The 1,644-nt window shown below is 29.7% G+C and carries 2 protein-coding genes; both read left to right on the forward strand.

The annotated features are described in order from the left end of the window. Positions 1–134: 134 nt before the first annotated feature. Positions 135–719 carry a hypothetical protein gene (locus tag AWE51_RS21040; protein WP_066317848.1) on the forward strand — a complete coding sequence of 195 codons (585 nt, stop codon included), beginning with the start codon at positions 135–137 and terminating at the stop codon, positions 717–719. 156 nt (positions 720–875) lie between these two features. Further along, entirely contained in the window at positions 876–1,397 is a 522-nt protein-coding gene (locus AWE51_RS21045) for a hypothetical protein (protein WP_066317851.1), read from the forward strand. The last annotated feature ends 247 nt before the right edge of the window (positions 1,398–1,644 follow it).

Genomic DNA, 1,644 nt, shown 5'->3' on the forward strand with positions numbered 1-1,644 from the left:
ATTTTTAATTTGGCTTTTAAAAAGAGAAAAAAAATAAAAACAAAAAATAAAAATTCGGCTCTGTGTTAATCCGAAAAATTAGTGTCTTTTTGCACGCTACGTTTCATACACAACCCGTTGGCAACAATAAAAAAATGAGAGTACTTAAACTAACTTTTTTATTTCTATTAATAATCTCTTGTAAGCAAAAAAAAGAGGAAATTAAGCCTGAATTAAAAACTGAAAATCAGAAATCGGAAATTATTACGCAAGAAGTAGAAGCGAAAATTGAAATGGATTCGGTTTATGAATTATATAAAAAAGGAAGAGTTGAAAAATACGATTGGGATTTAGTTTCTAACAAAGCTGATAAATACCGAAAAGTTTCTGAAGCTTACTCTGATAAAAAAATAATCCCGAATGACTTTCTCGAATTCAGCCGAAAATTTATTTCTGACTCTGAATTTCAAAAATCGCATATAGACTTTGAAAATTTAATAGGAGTTGTTGGAGCTTGTGAGGAAACTTATATAATGAGTAAAAACAATTGGGTTTACGACAATTGGGATTTCATAGAAAATTTAGAGATAGATGAAAAATGGGAAAATACATTTCGTTTTTCAAATCAAGTTTTTTTCTGTGAATACGAATTAAAAGAAATTGGAACTATAAGAGTTTTAGGATTTGAAAAGCAAAACGGAATTTGGCACCTGACTTTATATGATATAAATGATTGTTAAAAAAATACTGTTGCCAACACCGTATAAAATTAATTGCTGGTTTTGGATCGCTTGGGAAATTCCTTCGGAATTTCGCCGTTCGTGATTAATCTAATAAATTAGCTGCTTGAAACACGCAACTAACCTTATACAAAAACGTTGTAATTAATTTGAAAAATGAAAAACCTACTACTAATTTTAATATTATTTCCTTTAATAATCGTTGCGCAAGAACCAAAAGAAAGCATTAAATATGAGAAAGATAATTATTCAATAGAACATCCTTCAAATTGGATTTTAAACGACTCTGGCGAAAATGGAACTAAAATTTTTCTTTATCCTACAAATTCTGAGAGTTCGGACGTTTTTACAGAGAACATAAATTTAATCGTACAGAATCTGAATGATTCAACTATAACTATTGAAAAGTACAAAGGTTTAGTGGAAAAACAAATTAGCGGAATGCTGACTGATCCTAAAATCACCTTTAGTGAACTTAAAAACAAAAACGGATTAAAGTGTCACCAATTAATCGCAGAAGGAAAATCAAGCGATTATAAGTTTAAAACCATCATTTACACTTATTTAATAGACAACCAAATTTACACTTTGACTTTTGTTACTCTTTACGATGCTTATGAAAACAATCATATCGAATCGCTGAGAATAATGGATAGTTTTAAACTGACAAAAAACTAATTACAACAACGTGTATAATTAATTGCTTTGGTAAGTGCTTATTTGGAAAATTCCTGCGGAATTTTCTCGCGTTCGTTTTTGTTTATTAAATTAGTTGCTTAAACACGCAACGAAATCATACACAAGACCGTTACCCACAATTAGAGAAAATGACTTATAGAATAACAAAATTTGACCCAAAAAAGAGAAATGAAGAAGGGCATTTTCTGGATAATTCCGAATGGACAGCTATTAGCGACATAGGGAA

This window comes from Aquimarina aggregata (assembly GCF_001632745.1).
GTDB lineage: Bacteria > Bacteroidota > Bacteroidia > Flavobacteriales > Flavobacteriaceae > Aquimarina > Aquimarina aggregata.

Excerpts from the sequence above, each read along its gene's own strand:
- AWE51_RS21040 (WP_066317848.1), top strand. The coding sequence starts at position 135 with ATGAGAGTACTTAAACTAACTTTTTTATTTCTATTAATAATCTCTTGT.
- AWE51_RS21045 (WP_066317851.1), top strand. The coding sequence starts at position 876 with ATGAAAAACCTACTACTAATTTTAATATTATTTCCTTTAATAATCGTT.